Origin of the sequence: Curvibacter microcysteis, from assembly GCF_028649455.1 — a bacterium.
GTDB lineage: Bacteria > Pseudomonadota > Gammaproteobacteria > Burkholderiales > Burkholderiaceae_C > Curvibacter > Curvibacter microcysteis.
The window spans coordinates 226,391-243,241 of sequence record NZ_JAQSIO010000006.1; the positions used below are offsets into that span (position 1 = coordinate 226,391).

Annotated in this window: 17 protein-coding genes; 15 read left to right on the forward strand and 2 right to left on the reverse strand. The window is 62.2% G+C overall.

Annotation, left to right across the window (positions count from 1 at the left end):
* The first annotated feature begins 67 nt into the window (after positions 1–67).
* The 3 genes from hpf (at position 68) to hprK (ending at position 1,986) form a co-directional block, all read left to right on the forward strand.
* A complete protein-coding gene (hpf, locus tag PSQ39_RS16400) occupies positions 68–397 on the forward strand; it encodes a ribosome hibernation-promoting factor, HPF/YfiA family (protein WP_273927910.1) in 330 nt (109 codons plus the stop codon).
* A 138-nt stretch (positions 398–535) separates the two neighbouring features.
* Positions 536–1,003: a PTS sugar transporter subunit IIA gene (locus tag PSQ39_RS16405; protein WP_273927911.1), complete on the forward strand. Its 468-nt coding sequence runs from the start codon at positions 536–538 to the stop codon at positions 1,001–1,003.
* A 32-nt stretch (positions 1,004–1,035) separates the two neighbouring features.
* Positions 1,036–1,986: an HPr(Ser) kinase/phosphatase gene (gene hprK / locus PSQ39_RS16410; RefSeq protein ID WP_273927912.1), complete on the forward strand. Its 951-nt coding sequence runs from the start codon at positions 1,036–1,038 to the stop codon at positions 1,984–1,986.
* A 99-nt stretch (positions 1,987–2,085) separates the two neighbouring features.
* Here the strand turns inward: hprK and fur are convergent, their stop codons facing one another.
* The gene (fur, locus tag PSQ39_RS16415; protein WP_273927913.1) at positions 2,086–2,508 is read right to left on the reverse strand and encodes a ferric iron uptake transcriptional regulator; all 423 of its coding nucleotides are present in this window, start codon (positions 2,506–2,508) and stop codon (positions 2,086–2,088) included.
* 84 nt (positions 2,509–2,592) lie between these two features.
* Between fur and PSQ39_RS16420 the strand changes: the two genes are divergently transcribed.
* From PSQ39_RS16420 to gshB, 12 genes are all read left to right on the forward strand, one after another.
* On the forward strand, positions 2,593–3,153 hold the full coding sequence (locus tag PSQ39_RS16420) for an outer membrane protein assembly factor BamE (RefSeq protein WP_273927914.1): 561 nt from the start codon (positions 2,593–2,595) through the stop codon (positions 3,151–3,153).
* A gap of 80 nt (positions 3,154–3,233) precedes the next feature.
* On the forward strand, positions 3,234–4,046 hold the full coding sequence (gene dapB, locus PSQ39_RS16425) for a 4-hydroxy-tetrahydrodipicolinate reductase (protein ID WP_273927915.1): 813 nt from the start codon (positions 3,234–3,236) through the stop codon (positions 4,044–4,046).
* 13 nt (positions 4,047–4,059) lie between these two features.
* On the forward strand, positions 4,060–4,719 hold the full coding sequence (locus PSQ39_RS16430; RefSeq protein ID WP_273927916.1) for a MotA/TolQ/ExbB proton channel family protein: 660 nt from the start codon (positions 4,060–4,062) through the stop codon (positions 4,717–4,719).
* On the forward strand, positions 4,716–5,150 hold the full coding sequence (locus tag PSQ39_RS16435) for an ExbD/TolR family protein (protein ID WP_273927917.1): 435 nt from the start codon (positions 4,716–4,718) through the stop codon (positions 5,148–5,150). The genes PSQ39_RS16430 and PSQ39_RS16435 overlap by 4 nt, the downstream gene beginning before the upstream one ends.
* A 94-nt stretch (positions 5,151–5,244) precedes the next feature.
* A complete protein-coding gene (leuS, locus tag PSQ39_RS16440) occupies positions 5,245–7,938 on the forward strand; it encodes a leucine--tRNA ligase (protein ID WP_273927918.1) in 2,694 nt (897 codons plus the stop codon).
* Positions 7,939–7,940: 2 nt separating this feature from the next.
* Positions 7,941–8,438 (forward strand): LPS-assembly lipoprotein LptE, encoded by a 498-nt coding sequence (locus tag PSQ39_RS16445; RefSeq protein ID WP_273927919.1) that lies wholly within the window; start codon positions 7,941–7,943, stop codon positions 8,436–8,438.
* A gap of 15 nt (positions 8,439–8,453) precedes the next feature.
* Positions 8,454–9,503 carry a DNA polymerase III subunit delta gene (gene holA / locus PSQ39_RS16450; protein WP_273927920.1) on the forward strand — a complete coding sequence of 350 codons (1,050 nt, stop codon included), beginning with the start codon at positions 8,454–8,456 and terminating at the stop codon, positions 9,501–9,503.
* Positions 9,504–9,558: 55 nt separating this feature from the next.
* On the forward strand, positions 9,559–10,839 hold the full coding sequence (locus PSQ39_RS16455; RefSeq protein ID WP_273927921.1) for a glutamate-5-semialdehyde dehydrogenase: 1,281 nt from the start codon (positions 9,559–9,561) through the stop codon (positions 10,837–10,839).
* A 137-nt stretch (positions 10,840–10,976) separates the two neighbouring features.
* On the forward strand, positions 10,977–12,272 hold the full coding sequence (gene gshA / locus PSQ39_RS16460; protein ID WP_273927922.1) for a glutamate--cysteine ligase: 1,296 nt from the start codon (positions 10,977–10,979) through the stop codon (positions 12,270–12,272).
* A 207-nt stretch (positions 12,273–12,479) separates the two neighbouring features.
* On the forward strand, positions 12,480–14,348 hold the full coding sequence (locus PSQ39_RS16465) for a potassium transporter Kup (protein ID WP_273927923.1): 1,869 nt from the start codon (positions 12,480–12,482) through the stop codon (positions 14,346–14,348).
* Between the two features lie 52 nt (positions 14,349–14,400).
* Positions 14,401–15,609, forward strand: coding sequence for a benzoate/H(+) symporter BenE family transporter (locus tag PSQ39_RS16470; protein ID WP_273927924.1), 1,209 nt, complete (start codon positions 14,401–14,403; stop codon positions 15,607–15,609).
* The gene (gene gshB, locus PSQ39_RS16475; protein WP_273927925.1) at positions 15,606–16,568 is read left to right on the forward strand and encodes a glutathione synthase; all 963 of its coding nucleotides are present in this window, start codon (positions 15,606–15,608) and stop codon (positions 16,566–16,568) included. Before PSQ39_RS16470 ends, gshB begins: the two co-directional genes overlap by 4 nt.
* Here gshB and PSQ39_RS16480 read toward each other — a convergent pair.
* On the reverse strand, positions 16,543–16,851 hold a 309-nt coding region (locus tag PSQ39_RS16480; RefSeq protein WP_273927926.1), incomplete at its 5' end, for a hypothetical protein. The two genes, gshB and PSQ39_RS16480, sit on opposite strands and share 26 nt — an antisense overlap.

Genomic DNA, 16,851 nt, shown 5'->3' on the forward strand with positions numbered 1-16,851 from the left:
TATTTGTGTATCGCCATCCACCCGATCCCGGTGGCGTTTTCAACCCAGAGTGCATAGGAGGCTACTCATGAACTTGACGATCAGCGGTCATCACCTCGAAGTCACACCCGCCTTGCGTAATTACGTGACGACCAAGCTGGACAGGATCACCCGGCACTTTGACCAAGTGGTCGATGTGAAGGTTTTGCTCACCGTTGAAAAGCAGAAGGAAAAGCAGCGCCGGCAGCGGGCTGAGTGCAACGTCCATGTCAAGGGCAACGACATGTTTGCCGAAAGCTCCCATGAAGATCTCTACGCCGCCGTGGATGAACTCATGGACAAGTTGGACCGCCAAGTGGTGCGTCACAAAGACCGTGTGCAAGACCACCACCATGAGGCTGTCAAACGCCTGATGTGAGTCCTGCCAGACATTTTTCCGTCTGACAAGCATCCAAAGCCGCTGTTGCAAATCAGCGGCTTTTTTCATGCCAGTTGCATGCTGATGCGGGTTTTTCAGCGAAGCTGGATCGCGGGTGCATAATCCGGCTTACAAATCATGAACCGTCTCGCGTCCATCCTCCCCGCCGCTCAAGTGCTTGTGAGCGTTGATGCCACCAGCAAAAAACGCGCTTTTGAAGAAGCCGGTTTGCTGTTCGAGAGCCTGCACGGCCTCAGCCGCGCCTTGATCACCGACAGCCTGTTTGCGCGTGAGCGCCTGGGCTCTACCGGCTTGGGTCATGGCGTGGCGATTCCACATGGGCGCATCAAGGGGCTCAAGTTCCCCATGGCGGCCGTGTTCCAGCTGGCCCAACCCATTGGCTTCGATGCGCCTGACGAGCAAGCCGTGGGTTTGCTGATCTTCTTGCTGGTGCCCGAGGCGGCCACGCAAAAGCACCTTGAAATCTTGTCCGAGATCGCCGAGTTGCTCAGTGACGCACCCTTGCGTGAGCGCATCAAGGCTTGCACCGATGCGGCTGAATTGCATCAGCTGATTGCCACTTGGCAGTCCACGCAGCCAGCCTGATCTCCTGACCTCTTTCGGAAGCGATCCCTGCCGTGAAACCCCATGTGGTCAGTGCCGATGTCCTGTTCGAGGAATTTCGTTCTGTTCTGAAATGGGAGTGGGTCGCGGGGCTGGGTGCCTCCGAGCGCCGCTTCGATGAGGTGGTGATCCGCGCGGCCCGATCGGGTGCCGATCTGGTGGGCTACCTCAATTACATCCACCCTTACCGGGTGCAAATCCTGGGTGAGCGTGAAATCGCTTACCTGACCAACGCCACGCCTGAAGATTGTGCTCGACGCATTTCTCGCATCGTCACCTTGGAGCCGCCCGTGCTGGTGCTGGCCGACGGTCAGACGGCTCCCGACGCGCTGCTGTCCATGTGCGAGCGGGCGCAGATTCCGATGTTCGCCACCCACGAGTCCTCGGCGTTTGTGATCGATGTGCTGCGCGCTTATTTGTCCAAGCACTTTGCCGATCGCACCTCCATGCATGGCGTGTTCATGGACATTCTGGGGCTGGGTGTCATGATCACGGGCGAGTCGGGCTTGGGCAAGAGCGAGTTGGGCCTGGAGCTGATTTCGCGCGGCAACGGCCTGGTGGCCGACGATGCGGTCGACCTGTTTCGCATCAACCAGACCACCATCGAAGGCCGCTGCCCCGAGTTGCTGCAAAACCTGCTGGAAGTGCGTGGCATTGGTTTGCTCGACATCCGCGGCATCTTTGGCGAGACGGCGGTGCGCCGCAAGATGCGCCTCAAGCTCATCGTGCATCTGGTGCGCAAAGAGACCATGGAGCGCGACTACGAGCGCCTGCCCTACGAGCCCCTGACCCAGGATGTGCTGGGCGTACCGGTGCGCAAGGTGGTGATCCAGGTCGTGGCCGGGCGCAACATCGCCGTGCTGGTTGAGGCGGCCGTGCGCAACACGATTCTCCAGCTGCGCGGCATCGACACCTACCAAGAGTTTGTTGAGCGCCACCGCCGCGCCATGGAACAAGAAGGCTGAAGGCCTCTGTTGTGGCGCCAGTGGCCGGGTCGCTGACGGATCGCGTCGCAGCGGGGCCGCCGCGCCGCAACAGGCGCTGACAGCGCCTGCTTGTGAGGCTCAGCGGGTCTTGCTGGAGCAGGCCTCACACAGGCCATACAAAGACATGGCGTGGTCTTGCAGCAGCCAGTTTTTGGTCTTGGCCACCAGTTGCTGGCGGCGTTCAATCTCAGCGTCGTAAAACTCTTCCACCTTGCCGCAGCTGGTGCACACCAAGTGATCGTGGTGCTGGCCTTCGTTGAGTTCGTAAACGGCTTTGCCGCTCTCAAAATGGCTGCGGCTCAGGATGCCCGCTTGCTCGAACTGGGTCAGCACGCGGTAGACGGTGGCCAGGCCGATGTCCGATTGCTCTTGCAGCAGCACGCGGAACACGTCTTCGGCCGTCATGTGGCGCTGACGGCCCTTCTGGAACAGTTCCAGAATCTTCAGGCGTGGCAGGGTGGCTTTCAGCCCGGTATTTTTGAGTTCTTCGATATTGGCCATGAGAGGTCCTTAAGCCAGCGCACCAACCCGCTCTGACAGGCCCAGCCGCTACAATGGGTCGATCATATCGTTACCTCCCGATCCATGTCTGCTTATTCCCTTCGCGGCGCCCGGCTGAGCCTGGCCCTGGTGCTGTGTGCTGGTGCAGTTGCTTGCGGCGCTCTTGACAGTGCGGGCAGCCGCTTTGCCACGGCCGTCACGCCCTATCGGATTGAGGTGGTGCAAGGCAATTTCGTGTCCAAGGAGCAAGTGGCGGCGCTGCAGACGGGCATGAACCGGCAGCAGGTCAAAGAGCTGCTGGGTTCGCCTTTGGTGGTCAGCGTGTTCCACTCGGACCGCTGGGACTACGTGTTCACCCTGCGCCGCCAAGGCGTGGAGCCGCAATCGCGTCGTTTGAGTGTCTATTTCAGTGGCGACACGCTGGAGCGCTTTGAGGGCGACGAGATGCCCAGCGAGGCGGAATTTGTCTCCCAGCTCGACTCCCGGACCAAGTCCAAAAAGGTGCCGGTGCTCGAGGCTTCGGAAGAGGAATTGAAGAAATTCCCGGTGCCCAAGCGCCCGGCTGCTGCGGCGGCCAGTGGCTCAGCGGATCTGGTGGATGCCTCGGCGGTGTCGTACCCCCCGCTCGAAGGCCCCAAGCGCTGACGCTTGGTGCGGTATCTGACCTCGGGGCCTGGATGGGGCGCTGAACCGGGGCCTTTTTTGACTGACAGGATGTAGACCAAATGAGTGCTGATTTGCACAAGATCGCCGTTGCTGGCGCTTCGGGCCGCATGGGCCGCATGTTGCTGGAAGCCATTCACGCGGCCGATGACTGCACCGTGGCTGGGGCTTTGGACATCGCCAGCAGCCCCGCGGTGGGTTCGGATGCCACGGCCTTCTTGGGTCACCGCAGCGGCGTGTTGATCACCAGTGACCTGCGTGCCGGCCTGCAGCCCGCCCAGGTGCTGATTGACTTCACCCGCCCCGAAGGCACGCTGGAGCACTTGCGCGTCTGTCGCGAACTGGGCGTCAAGGTGGTGATTGGCACGACGGGCTTCAGCGACGCGCAAAAAGCCGAGATCGAAGCAGCCTCGCGCGACATCGCCATCATGATGGCGCCCAACATGAGCGTGGGTGTGAACGTCACGCTCAAGCTCTTGGAGATGGCGGCCAAGGCGCTCTCCACGGGCTACGACATCGAAATCATTGAAGCCCACCATCGCCACAAGGTGGATGCCCCCTCTGGCACGGCCCTGAAAATGGGCGAAGTGATCGCCGACGCATTGGGCCGCGACCTCAAAGATTGCGCTGTCTACGCCCGTGAAGGCGTGACTGGTGAGCGCGACCCGTCCTCCATTGGCTTTGCCACCGTGCGCGGCGGCGACATCGTGGGTGACCACACGGTGCTGTTCGCCGGCACCGGCGAGCGCATTGAGATCACGCACAAGTCGTCCAGCCGGGTCACCTACGCCCAGGGCAGCTTGCGTGCGGTGCGCTTCCTGGCCGGACAGTCCACCGGGCTGTTTGACATGTTTGATGTGCTTGGTTTGAACTGATTCGGCTCCCCCCATGGGCAGCTTGCAGTTTCTCAGTGAAGGTGATGGCCTCAGCCGGGGCGTCGCTGTGCTCCTGCTGCTGATGTCGGTGGCCAGCTGGGTGGTGATCCTGCGCAAGAGCTGGGTGCTGCGCCGCGCCTTGAGCGATGTGCAGCGCGGCACGGCTGCGTTTTGGCAATCGGATTCCTGGGCTCAGGCCCAACAGCGCCTGGGGGGGCTGGACCGCGATGGCGTGCTCCTGCCTCTGGTGCGCGCCGCGGAGGCCTTGCCAGCCGGCACGCTGGCCACATCGGGTTCGCGCGAGCAGCAACTCACGCGCCAGTTGCGTGATGCGCTGCACCTCACGCTTTTGCGCCTGCAATGGGGCCAAGTGGCGCTGGCCACGGTCGGGTCCACCGCGCCCTTCGTGGGTTTGCTGGGCACGGTGTGGGGCATCTTCCATGCCTTGACGGCGTTGGCCGGCGTGCGCACCCTGACGCTCGACCAGGTCGCGGGCCCAGTGGGCGAGGCCCTGGTCATGACGGCGGCGGGCCTGGGCGTGGCCATTCCGGCGGTGCTGGCATACAACGTGATGGGCCGCGTGGTGGGCCGCATTGAGGCTGACCTCGAGGGGTTTGCCCGCGACCTGCGCGAATTGAAGCTGCACCCGGCCAGCGCCGCGCCTTCGGCATGAGCTTCGGCCGGCTGGAGCGCAGCGAGCGCCCGCAACCCATGAGTGACATCAACGTCACCCCCTTGGTGGACGTGATGCTGGTGCTGGTGGTCATCTTGATTCTGACGGCCCCCCTGCTGGCCAGCAGCCTGCGCCTGGACCTGCCGCAGTCGAGTGCGGCTCAACCGGTGCAAAGCGCCCGTTCGGTGTCTTTGTCGCTGGATGCGGCCGGGCAGTTCTATTTGCAGGATCGCCCCCTGAGCGATGCTGACGGCGCCCGCCGCTTGAGCGAGCTGGCGGCGATCGACCCCCAAACCGAAGTCCAACTGCGTGCCGATGCCCGCGTCCCTTATGGCCGTGTGGTCCAGGTGCTGGGCCTGGCGCAGCAGGCGGGTTTGAGCCGCATTGGCTTTGTCGCTGAGCCGAGCACGGGCTCATCCGCCTCTCCCTGAAGCCAGGCCTTCGGGAGCGCCTAAAATCAGCCCATCGCAGGCCACAGGCCTGCACCCCCAACCGGCCGCGAACCTGGTGGCCACAGAGTTCTCCATGCAAGAAAAGTACAACCACATCGAGGTTGAGCGCGCCGCGCACAGCCACTGGACCGCCCGCGACGCCTACCGCGTCACCGAGCAAGCCGACAAGAAGAAGTTCTACGCCTGCTCCATGCTGCCCTACCCCAGCGGCAAGCTGCACATGGGCCATGTGCGCAACTACACCATCAACGACATGCTCACGCGCTACCTGCGCATGAATGGTCACAACGTGCTGATGCCCATGGGCTGGGACGCCTTCGGCCTGCCCGCTGAGAATGCCGCGTTGAAGAACGGTGTGCCGCCCGCGCAGTGGACCTACGACAACATCGCCTACATGAAGAAGCAGATGCAGGCCATGGGCCTGGCCATCGACTGGAGCCGCGAAGTGGCCACCTGCGATCCCAGCTACTACAAGTGGAACCAGTGGCTGTTCTTGAAGATGTTGGAAAAAGGCATTGCCTACCGCAAGACCCAGACCGTGAACTGGGACCCGGTGGACCAGACCGTGCTGGCCAACGAGCAGGTCATCGACGGTCGCGGCTGGCGCACGGGCGCCTTGGTCGAAAAGCGCGAGATCCCGGGTTATTACCTCAAGATCACCGATTACGCGCAAGAGTTGCTGGACCATGTGCAGGTTGGCAATGACAAGGCCACGCTCAACGGCTGGCCCGAGCGCGTGCGCCTGATGCAAGAGAACTGGATCGGCAAGTCCACCGGTGTGCGCTTTGCCTTTCCGCACGACATCCGCGGCAACGATGGGCAGTTGATTGGTGACGGCAAGCTGTTTGTCTTCACCACCCGGGCTGACACCATCATGGGGGTGACCTTCTGCGCGGTGGCGCCCGAGCACCCGCTGGCCCAACACGCTGCCGCAGCCAACCCCGCGCTGGCTGCCTTCATCGACGAATGCAAGAGCGGTGGCACCACCGAGGCCGAACTGGCCACGCAAGAGAAGAAGGGCCAGCCCACCGGCCTGTTTGTGATCCATCCGCTGACGGGTGAACAAGTCGAAGTCTGGATCGGCAACTACGTGCTGATGAGCTACGGCGACGGTGCCGTCATGGGCGTGCCGGCACACGACGAACGCGACTTTGCCTTTGCCCTCAAGTACCAACTGCCGATCAAGCAGGTGGTGCAGGTCGAAGGCGAAAGCTACGACCTGACCCAGTGGCAGGACTGGTACGGCGACAAGCTGCGCGGCGTGATGATCAACTCCGGCCCCTACGACGGCCTGAACTTCACCGACTGCGTGAATGCCGTGGCAGAAGCCCTGGCCGCCAAGGGCCTGGGCGAGAAGAAAACCACCTGGCGTCTGCGCGACTGGGGCGTGAGCCGCCAGCGCTACTGGGGCACGCCCATCCCCATCATCCATTGCGAAGAACACGGCCCGGTGCCGGTGCCCGAAAAAGACCTGCCGGTGGTGCTGCCGCAAGACTGCATCCCCGACGGGTCGGGCAACCCGTTGCACAAGCACGAAGGCTTCCATGCCGGCGTGACCTGCCCGGTGTGTGGCAAGCCAGCGCGCCGCGAGACCGACACCATGGACACCTTCGTGGACTCGTCCTGGTACTTCATGCGCTACTGCGACCCGAAGAACACCGAGACGATGGTGGCGGAGGGGGCCGATTACTGGATGCCGATGGACCAGTACATCGGCGGCATCGAGCACGCCATCCTGCACTTGCTCTATGCACGCTTCTGGACCAAGGTCATGCGTGACCTGGGTTTGGTCAAGGTCGACGAGCCCTTCACCAAGTTGCTCACGCAAGGCATGGTGCTCAACCACATCTACTCGCGTCGCACCGACAAGGGCGGCAAGGAGTACTTCTGGCCGCACGACGTGGAGCATGTGCTCGATGAGGGCGGCAAGATCATCGGCGCCAAGCTCAAGAACGCGGTGGGCGACCTGCCGGTGGGCACGGTCATCGACTACGAGGGCGTGGGCACCATGTCCAAGTCCAAGAACAATGGCGTGGATCCGCAGGACCTGATTGAGCGCTACGGCGCCGACACGGCCCGCATCTACACCATGTTCACCGCCCCGCCCGAGGCCACGCTGGAGTGGAACGACGCGGCCGTGGAAGGCAGCTACCGTTTCATGCGCCGCGTCTGGAACTTTGGCGGCAAGCTGCTGGCCTTGAATGCTGAGGTCGCGGCGGCCAGCACCCAGCAAGCGGCCAGCCTGGCGGACATCGAGTTCGGCAAGGAGGCCAAGGCTTTGCGCCTGGAAGTGCACACCGTGCTCAAGCAGGTGGACTACGACTACCAGCGCATGCAGTACAACACCGTGGTGTCGGGCACGATGAAGATGCTCAACGCCCTGGAAGACTTCAAGGCGCTCGACAGCGCAGGTGCCCAGGTCGCTTTGATCGAAGGCTTTGGCATCCTGCTGCGCTGCCTGTATCCGGCCACGCCCCACATCGCCCACAGCCTGTGGTCGGGTCTGGGTTATGCCGGCTCGCTGGGCGACCTGCTCGATGCACCGTGGCCGCAGGTTGATGAGTCGGCTTTGCAGCGCGACGAGGTCGAGCTGATGCTGCAGGTCAATGGCAAGCTGCGGGGTTCCATCCTGGTGCCCGCCAACGCTGACAAGGCCGCCATCGAAGCCATTGCCCTGGCCAATGAGGTCTACCTCAAGCTGGCCAATGGCGCTGCGCCCAAGAAGGTGGTGGTGGTGCCGGGTCGTTTGGTCAACGTGGTGGTCTGAGCATGCAACGCCGCACCGCCTTGATCTGGCCCATGGGGCTGCTGCTGGCTGGCTGCGGCTTCAAGCTGCGCCAAGCCCCCGACTTTGCGTTTGACAGTGCATTCATCAACGGCCTGAACAACTCGCCGCTGGTCATTGAGCTGCGGCGCAACCTGGAGGCCACCGACCGGGTCGAGGTGGTCCAGGACCCGCGTCAAATGGAGCGCGCACAGGTCATCATCGACTTGCTGTCCGATCAGCGCGAGAAGGTGGTGGTGGCGCTCAATGCCTCGGGCCAGGTGCGGCAGTTCCAGTTGCGCGTGCGCTTGCGCTTCAAATTGCGCACCTTGCAGGGCAAGGAGCTGATTGCGCCCACCGAAATCCTGCAACAGCGGGACATCAACTACAGCGAAACCCTGGCCTTGGCCAAGGAGACGGAAGAAGCCCTGCTCTACAAGAGCATGCAGACCGATGTGGTGCAGCAGTTGATGCGGCGTCTGGCAGCGGTTCGCGAGCTCTGAGGCGGGTCTTCATTCATGCAAGTCGCTTTCGGGCAACTGTCCACCCACCTGGCCAAAGGCCTGCGCTCGCTCTATACCTTGCACGGCGATGAGCCCTTGCAGTTGCAGGAGGCCGCGGACGCCATCCGTGCCAGCGCGCGCGCCCAGGGCTACACCGAGCGCAGCAGCTATACCGTGGCGGGCGCCCATTTCGACTGGAGTGAGGTGATGGCCGCAGGGGGCTCGCTGAGTCTGTTCGCGGAGCGCCAGATCGTCGAGGTCCGCATTCCTTCTGGCAAGCCGGGCAAAGAAGGCAGCCCGGCCATCCAGCAATTGGCGCAGGCGGCCCAGGGCAACGACAGCACCCTGACCCTGTTCATCTTGCCGCGCCTGGACAAGGCCACCCGCACCGGGGCCTGGTTCACGGCGCTCGAGCAAAACGGCGTCACCATCGGCGTCGAGCCAGTGGAGCGCCAAGCCCTGCCGGCGTGGATCGCCCACCGTTTGCAGCAGCAAGGCCAGCGCGTGGTGGGCGGGGAAGAAGGGGCTCGGACCCTGCAGTTTTTTGCTGACCGGGTGGAGGGCAATCTGCTGGCGGCCCACCAGGAAATCCAGAAGCTGGCCTTGCTGTTTCCGGCCGGCGAGCTGACCCCGGAGCAAGTCGAGGGGGCGGTGCTCAACGTGGCCCGTTATGACGTTTTCAAGCTGTCTGAATCCGTGTTGTCGGGCAAGGCGGGCCGAGTTCAGCGCATGCTCGACGGCCTGCGCGCCGAGGGCGAAGCCGAGGTGCTGGTGCACTACACCTTGGCCGAGGACATCCGTGCCCTCAAGCGCGTCAAGGACGCGGTGGCCGACGGCCGTCCCTTGCCCATGGCCCTGCGCGAGCAGCGCGTGTGGGGGCCGCGCGAGCGCCTGTTCGAACGCGTGGTGCCCCGTGTGGCGCAGCACGAATTGGCCAGCCTGTTGCAGGCGGCCCACGCGGTGGACGGCATTGTCAAAGGCTTGAAGCGCCCCGATTGGCCCAGTGACAACTGGCAGGCCTTGCAGCGCCTGGCCGGCATGCTGTGCACCCTCTGCCGGCGTTGAGTGCGCCGGGGACCGCTGCCTCCAGCGGTCTGGGCGCTTGCGGCAAAATAAGGGCATGAATGCCTTAAATGTTGCCGAGTACACCCAGACCCTGGGTCTGCAGGCCAAAACCGCTTCCGCCCAGATGGCCCGGGCCTCTGCCTCGACCAAGAACAAAGCCCTCAAAGCCCTGGCCCGTCTGCTGCGTGAGAACGTCGCGGCCCTGGCCGTCGACAATGCACGCGACCTGGAGCGCGCCACCGCCGCCGGCCTGTCGGCCCCCATGGTCGACCGCCTCAAGCTCAGTCCCCAGGTGCTGGAGACCTGCGCCCAAGGCTGTGAGCAGCTGGCCTCCATGCCTGAACTGATTGGTGAGTTGCAGGGTCTCAAGCAGCAACCCAGCGGCATCCGCGTGGGCCAGATGCGGGTGCCCATCGGCGTCTTTGGCATGATCTTCGAGAGCCGACCCAACGTCACCATCGAGGCCGCCAGCCTGTCGATCAAAAGCGGCAATGCCTGCATTTTGCGCGGCGGCTCGGAGGCGATTGAGTCCAACAAAGCCCTGGCGCGCTTGGTGCAACAGGCGCTGCTCGAGGCCGGCTTGCCCGAAGACGCCGTGCAGTTGGTGCAGACCACCGACCGCGAGGCGGTGGGGCAGCTGATTGCCATGCCCCAGTATGTGGATGTGATCATCCCGCGTGGCGGCAAGGGTTTGATCGAGCGCATCAGCCGCGAGGCCAAGGTGCCCGTCATCAAGCACCTGGATGGCAATTGCCACACCTATGTGGACGACCCTTGCGACCTGGACCTGGCCGTGCGCGTGACCGACAACGCCAAGACCCAAAAGTACAGCCCGTGCAATGCCAGCGAAAGCCTGTTGGTGGCGCGCGGTGTGGCGGCGGAGTTCCTGCCGCGAATCGGCGCCGTGTTTGCCGCCAAGGGCGTGGAAATGCGCTGCGACCCCGAGGCTTTGCAGCTGCTCAGCCCCGTCAGCGGCGCGCACCTGACGGCGGCCACCGAGCAAGACTGGTTCGAGGAGTACCTGGCCCCCATCATCAGCATCAAGGTGGTGGCCGGGGTGGATGAGGCCATCGCCCACATCAACCACTATTCGTCGCACCACACCGAAGCCATCCTGACGCGTGACCACGTGCACGCCCAGCGATTTCTGCGCGAGGTGGACTCGTCCAGTGTCATGGTCAACACCAGCACCCGTTTTGCCGACGGCTTCGAGTACGGCCTGGGGGCTGAAATCGGCATCAGCACGGACAAGTTCCACGCGCGCGGCCCGGTTGGCCTGGAAGGCCTCACCTCGCTGAAGTGGGTGGTCTTGGGCGAAGGCGAAGTCCGGTCTTGAGGCGCAGGCGCCCAGGCTCCGCGTGCCGGCAGCTGGGCGGGGCGTGGCTCTTGTAAAACGGGGCGACCGGCCCCATGTGTGGCCGATCCGCTCATTCGAGTCGAGCCTCTTCAATCATTTTCTGTACGAGGGCCAGCATGGTTCCGCATCTCATCACGGCGCTCACCGGCCCGATCAACGAACTGGAGCAGCGCATCCTGGACTCGATGCCGGCGATCGAGCGCTGGTTCCGCCTGGAATGGATGGAGCACACGCCGCCCTTCTACACCTCGGTGGACATCCGCAATGCCGGCTTCAAGCTGGCCCCGGTGGACACCAACCTCTACCCGGGCGGCTGGAACAACCTCACGCCGGAGATGCTGCCCCTGGCTGTGCAGGCCGCCATGGCCGCGATCGAGAAGATTTGCCCCGAGGCCAAGAACCTGCTGGTGATCCCAGAGAACCACACGCGAAACACCTTCTACCTGAGCAATGTGGTGCAGCTCAAGCGCATCTTCCACATGGCCGGATTGAATGTCCGCATTGGCTCGATCAGCCCGGACATCAAAGAGCCCACGGTGATCGACTTGCCCGGGGGCGAGCAGGTGACCCTGGAGCCCGTGATCCGCAGCAAGCGCCGCCTGGGCCTGAAGGACTTTGACCCGTGCACGATTTTGCTCAACAACGATCTGTCAGCGGGCGCCCCTGGCATTCTGGAAGACCTGCACGAGCAGTACCTGCTGCCGCCTCTGCACGCGGGCTGGTCGGTGCGCCGCAAGAGCAACCACTTTCAGAGCTATGAAGACATTTGCAAGCGCTTCGGCAAGCTCTTGGGCATCGACCCGTGGTTGATCAACCCCATGTTCAGCAAGTGCGGTGACGTCAACTTTGCCGAGGACCAAGGTCTGGAGTGCCTGCGCACCAATGTGGATGCCTTGCTGACCAAGATCAAGCGCAAGTACAAGGAGTACGGCATCCATGAGAAGCCGTTTGTGGTGGTCAAGGCCGACAACGGCACCTACGGCATGGGCATCATGACGGTGCGCGACGTCAAGGACTTGGATGGCCTCAACCGCAAGACCAAGAACAAGATGAGCGTCATCAAGGACGGTCAGACCGTCAACGACGTGATCATCCAAGAAGGTGTGCTGACCAACGAGCGCGTCAACGACAGCGTGGCCGAACCCGTGGTCTACATGATGGACCGCTATGTGGTGGGTGGTTTTTACCGCATCCATGCCGACCGGGGGGTGGACGAGAACCTCAATGCGCCGGGTGCGAGCTTTGTTCCGCTGGCCTTTGAGCACAGCACCCACATGCCTCAGCCTGGCATGAAGCCGGGCGCCAGTGCGCCCAATCGCTTCTACATGTATGGCGTGGTGGCGCGCTTGGCCATGCTGGCGGGCAGCTATGAGCTTGAGGCGACCGATCCGGACGCTGAGGTTTACACCTGACGCGTTGAGCGTTTTCGGCGCACTGGGTGCCTGCCCCATTTCAGAAGGCACGGCAAGTCTGGCATGTAATTCAGTTGCTGCACTGCAACAGCGCTGATCCTGGCGCTTGTTTTCGCGCGCTTGGCCTTCTTGCGCGTGGCCGTTGACGGAGCACAATAGCGGTCCTTCAGGCAACGGAACCTCACCCATTTGGGGGAGGTGTTTTTTGTGTCAGCTTCCAAATCCTCCCTCACGGCGCTCACCTTGGGCGCCATCGGCGTTGTCTACGGCGACATCGGGACCAGTGTTCTTTATGCGGTCAAAGAGGTGTTCAGTTCAGGGCATGTGCCATTCACCCCGGACAACATCTATGGCGTGCTGTCGATCTTCTTCTGGACGCTGACGGTCATCGTCTCGATCAAGTACGTGGTGCTGGTCCTGCGGGCCGACAACAATGGCGAAGGTGGCTTGGTGGCCATGCTGGCCCTGGCCTCGCAGTCGGTGAAAGACCGGCCCCAATTGCGCAGTGGCCTGCTTCTGGTCGGTATTTTTGGTACCTGTCTGTTTTACGGCGATGGGGTCATCACCCCGGCCATTTCGGTGCTGTCGGCGGTGGAGGGCCTGGAGGTGGTCTCGCCAGCCTTCAAGCGCTATGTGATTCCGCTGACCTTGGTCATTCTGTTTGGGCTGTTCTTGGTGCAAAAGCGCGGCACAGGCGGCATCGGCAAGTTTTTTGGCCCCATCACCTTGGTGTGGTTTGCTGTGGTGGCTTTGTTGGGGGTGGTTCACATCGCCAGCAACCCCGTCATCCTGTGGGCGCTCAGCCCTCACTACGCGGTGAAATTCATCTTTCTCAACCCGCTGGTGACCTTTGTCATCCTGGGCGCGGTGGTGTTGTGCGTGACGGGGGCCGAAGCCCTTTATGCCGACATGGGGCATTTTGGCAAGAAGCCGATCCGCTTGGCGTGGTTCTCGGTGGTCATGCCCTCGCTGACCCTCAATTACTTTGGCCAAGGGGCTTTGCTGCTGAGCAAGCCCGACGCGGTCAGCAACCCCTTCTTCATGATGGCGCCATCCTGGGCCTTGTTGCCCTTGGTGTGTTTGGCCACCATGGCCACGGTGATTGCCTCGCAAGCCCTGATCTCCGGTGCCTTCTCGGTCACCAAGCAGGTGATCCAGTTGGGCTACCTGCCGCGCTTGCAAATCCACCACACCAGCGTCAAGGACACGGGGCAGATTTACATGCCGTTCGTGAACTGGGGTCTTTTCGTGGCGATTGTGTTGGCCGTGGTGATGTTCAAGTCGTCCAGCAACCTCGCTGGCGCCTATGGCATCGCGGTGTGCACAGACATGTTGATCACCACAGTGCTCACTTTTTACGTCATCCGCTACGGCTGGAAGTACCCGCTGTGGTTGTGTGTCAGTGCCACGGGCTTCTTCTTCATGGTGGATTTGGTGTTCTGGGGCTCCAACCTCCTCAAGTTGCTGGACGGTGGCTGGTTTCCGCTCCTGATTGGCGGCGCCATTTTCTCGTTGATGGTGACGTGGAAACGCGGCCGCAGCCTGCTGGCCGAGAAGCAAAGAGCCGACGCCATCGACTTGCAAAGTTTTCTGGAAGCGGTGTTTGTCAGCCCCCCGTCGCGCGTGGAGGGCACGGCCGTGTTCCTCACCGCCGAACCAGGCTCGGTGCCCAATGCTTTGCTGCACAACCTCAAACACAACAAGGTGCTGCACCAGCAAAACCTGTTTGTCACGGTGCGCAACCACGAGGTGCCCTGGATTGGTCTGGACAAGCGCTTGAGCATCGAAACCCTGGGCCACGATTGCTGGCAGGTGGTGATCAACTATGGCTTCAAGAACGACCCCGATGTGCCCAAGGCCTTGGAGCAAATCCGCGGGCGGGGCTGTGACATCGATGCCATGAGCACCAGCTATTTCCTGTCGCGTGACACGGTCATCCCCACCATTGGCAGCGGCATGGCGCCCTGGCGCGAGAAGCTGTTTGCCCAGATGCACCACAACGCCAGTGGCGCTGCTGACTTCTTGAATCTGCCCAGCAACTCGGTGGTCGAGTTGGGCAGCAAGATCGAGATCTGAGCCTGAGTGGGGTCCTCAGCGCATTTGGCGCTGCGGTGCCACAATCGGCCCGATGCGTTTTTTCAAGGATCTGAGTCTGTCCGCCTTCACGGCGGGCTTTGTCGCGGTGTTGGTGGGCTTCACCAGCTCGGTTGCTTTGGTGTTCCAGGCTGCCCAGTCTTTCACCGCCGACCCTCAAATCATCTCGTCCTGGATGTGGGCGCTGGGATTGGGCATGGGCCTGAGTTCTTGGTTGCCTTCGCTGTGGTGGCGCCGTCCGGTGATGGTGGCTTGGTCCACTCCGGGGGCGGCGGTTTTGGCTGCCGCAGGCCTGGGTGGAGGCTTCTCGATGGGGGAGGCGGTCGGCGCTTTCATGGTTTGTGCCGCCCTGATCGTGTTGTTTGGCGCCACGGGTTGGTTTGAGCGCTTGCTCAGCCGCATCCCGGTCGCCATTGCGTCGGCCTTGTTGGCGGGGGTCTTGACCCGTTTTGGTCTCCAGGCCTTCTCGGCGGCGAAGACGGCGCCGGGTCTGGTGGTGCTGATGCTGCTGGCCTATTTGCTCAGTCGGCGCTATTTGGTACGTTATGCCGTGGTACTGACCTTGGCGGTGGGCCTGGCTTGGGTGTCTTTGATGGGGCATTTCAGCTTGGCCTCGGTGCAGATCGAACTGGCCCGGCCTGTTTTCATTGCGCCTGAATTCAGTGTGAGCGCCCTGGTCAGCTTGGCCATTCCTTTGTTTGTGGTGACCATGGCCAGCCAGAACCTGCCAGGGGTGGTCGCGATTCAGGCGGCCGGCTATGGCGGCGCACAGGGCATACCTGTCTCTAAAGTCATCACCCTGACGGGTTTGATGACGATGGTCTTGGCCCCCTTTGGGGCTTTTGCGCTGAATTTGAGCGCCATCACAGCGGCCATTTGCATGGGGCCAGAAGCCCACCGTGATCCCGCTCGCCGCTACACAGCAGCCGTGTCCTGTGGCGTGCTCTATGTCTTGATTGGTGTATTTGGCGGCACCGTCACCAGTGTCTTGTCCGCTTTTCCAACTGCCTTGGTGGCGGCGATCGCTGGTTTGGCGCTGCTGGGCACGATTGGCGGTGGCCTGGCTTCGGCATTGGCGCATGAGCCGCACCGTGAGGCGGCCTTGATCACCTTTTTGGTCACCCTCAGTGGGGTGGTTTTGTGGGACGTCGGTTCCGCCTTTTGGGGCGTGGTGGCCGGCGTTCTGGCTTTGTTCATTCAATATGGTCGATCCTGGATGGCATCGACGAGGACTGCATCATGAATATCTTGTTTGTCGCCGATCCGCTGGAGAGCTTCAAGATCTACAAAGACACCACGTTTGTGATGATGCGCGAGCTGCAAAGCCGCGCTCATCAGATCTGGGCTTGTGAGCCCGCTGACATCAGCTGGGCACGTGGCGAGCGGGTGCAAGCCACGGCACGTCATATCCACCTCAATGGCCATGCAGAGGCCTGGTTCGATGTGCGCAGCACAGAGGCGCGTGATCTGCGCGAATTCGATGTGGTGCTGATGCGCAAGGATCCCCCCTTCGATTCAGAGTATTTCTACAGCACCCACCTGCTCAGCCAAGCCGAGCGCGAAGGCGCCCGGGTGCTGAACAAGCCAGCGGCGCTGCGCGACCACCCGGAGAAGCTGGCCATCATGGAGTTTCCCGACTTGATCGGACCCACCTTGGTCACACGCAATGCGGCGGCCATTCGCCAGTTCCATGCGGAGCATGGCGACATCATCCTCAAGCCCCTGGACGGCATGGGGGGCATGGGGATCTTCCGCGTGGGGCGTGATGGGCTCAACTTGGGCAGCATCATCGAGACGCTGAATCAAAACGGGGCGGTGTCCGTCATGGTGCAGCGCTTCTTGCCCGAGATTGCCGACGGCGACAAGCGCGTGCTGATCATTGGCGGCAAGCCAGTCCCTTACTGTTTGGCTCGCATTCCCCAGGGGGGCGAGGTGCGTGGCAACTTGGCCGCCGGTGGCAAAGGGGTGGCGCGGCCCTTGTCGGCGCGCGACCGAGAGATCGCTGAGCAATTGGGGCCCATCCTGATCGAGCGCGGCTTGTTGTTGGTGGGGGTGGACGTGATTGGCGACTGTGTCACTGAGATCAACGTCACCAGCCCGACCTGCTTCCAGGAGATCCACGATCAGACGGGCTGCGATGTCCCGGCCCTTTACGCGGATGCGGTGGAAGCCTGGGTCACCAGTCATCCGCGACTTTTTTAAGTCCCGGGTTCGTTCTCTTGTGTTGAGCCTGATTTCTTGTGTATACTTGAGGGCTCGACTGATCAAACAGTCCTTCTGTGTAGCGGCTTAAGTGGCTGCGCAGAAGTTTGGTGAAGTGGTGGTGTGAAAGAGTTTCTTTTGTGCTGCGACGGAGCTGAAGAAAAAAGTCTTCTTCGAGTTGACTGTGCTGCGAAAAGCGGTATATAATTCGAGGCTCTGCTGAAAACGCAGTGACTGACAAGCGGTTGGTTGGTGAGGGGTTCGAAAGAGTTCTGAGTTGACT

Excerpts from the sequence above, each read along its gene's own strand:
- holA (WP_273927920.1), top strand. The coding sequence starts at position 8,454 with ATGCAAGTCGCTTTCGGGCAACTGTCCACCCACCTGGCCAAAGGCCTG.
- fur (WP_273927913.1), bottom strand. The coding sequence starts at position 2,508 with ATGGCCAATATCGAAGAACTCAAAAATACCGGGCTGAAAGCCACCCTG.
- gshB (WP_273927925.1), top strand. The coding sequence starts at position 15,606 with ATGAATATCTTGTTTGTCGCCGATCCGCTGGAGAGCTTCAAGATCTAC.
- hpf (WP_273927910.1), top strand. The coding sequence starts at position 68 with ATGAACTTGACGATCAGCGGTCATCACCTCGAAGTCACACCCGCCTTG.
- PSQ39_RS16430 (WP_273927916.1), top strand. The coding sequence starts at position 4,060 with ATGGGCAGCTTGCAGTTTCTCAGTGAAGGTGATGGCCTCAGCCGGGGC.
- PSQ39_RS16445 (WP_273927919.1), top strand. The coding sequence starts at position 7,941 with ATGCAACGCCGCACCGCCTTGATCTGGCCCATGGGGCTGCTGCTGGCT.
- leuS (WP_273927918.1), top strand. The coding sequence starts at position 5,245 with ATGCAAGAAAAGTACAACCACATCGAGGTTGAGCGCGCCGCGCACAGC.
- PSQ39_RS16405 (WP_273927911.1), top strand. The coding sequence starts at position 536 with ATGAACCGTCTCGCGTCCATCCTCCCCGCCGCTCAAGTGCTTGTGAGC.
- PSQ39_RS16455 (WP_273927921.1), top strand. The coding sequence starts at position 9,559 with ATGAATGCCTTAAATGTTGCCGAGTACACCCAGACCCTGGGTCTGCAG.
- PSQ39_RS16435 (WP_273927917.1), top strand. The coding sequence starts at position 4,716 with ATGAGCTTCGGCCGGCTGGAGCGCAGCGAGCGCCCGCAACCCATGAGT.
- PSQ39_RS16420 (WP_273927914.1), top strand. The coding sequence starts at position 2,593 with ATGTCTGCTTATTCCCTTCGCGGCGCCCGGCTGAGCCTGGCCCTGGTG.
- dapB (WP_273927915.1), top strand. The coding sequence starts at position 3,234 with ATGAGTGCTGATTTGCACAAGATCGCCGTTGCTGGCGCTTCGGGCCGC.
- gshA (WP_273927922.1), top strand. The coding sequence starts at position 10,977 with ATGGTTCCGCATCTCATCACGGCGCTCACCGGCCCGATCAACGAACTG.
- PSQ39_RS16470 (WP_273927924.1), top strand. The coding sequence starts at position 14,401 with ATGCGTTTTTTCAAGGATCTGAGTCTGTCCGCCTTCACGGCGGGCTTT.